This is a genomic window from Vibrio hepatarius, assembly GCF_001274785.1.
Classification (GTDB): Bacteria; Pseudomonadota; Gammaproteobacteria; order Enterobacterales; family Vibrionaceae; genus Vibrio; species Vibrio hepatarius.
In genome coordinates this window covers 1-272 of sequence record NZ_LHPI01000078.1, presented here as the reverse complement: position 1 = coordinate 272, position 272 = coordinate 1, and the positions used below count along the sequence as shown (strand labels likewise).

The following is a 272-nucleotide window of genomic DNA, read 5'->3' as shown; positions in this document are numbered from 1 at the left end:
TGGCGGCTTAGGTGCTGCCATTTGTCGAAAACTGGCGCAGTCTGGCTACCGTGTTGTCCTGACTTACAACAGTAACAAACAGGCGGCGGAGGTTCTGCTCTCTGTGTTGCCGGGGGGCGGCCATCTTGCTTATTCGCTCAATTTTGAAGATTCGTCCGCCATCGTGAATCTGGCCGCTCAGGTCTCTGAAATCGGCGGCAAGCTGGACTTGTTAGTGAACTGTGCAGGTATGACCAAATTTGTTGCTCACACCGATCTGAATGGGTTGAGTG

General features: G+C 52.9%; 1 protein-coding gene. It reads left to right on the top strand.

All coding sequences use genetic code 11. The annotated features are described in order from the left end of the window. Nucleotides 1-272: SDR family NAD(P)-dependent oxidoreductase (locus AKJ31_RS22340; protein WP_157052420.1), on the top strand; the 272-nt coding region annotated here is incomplete at both ends.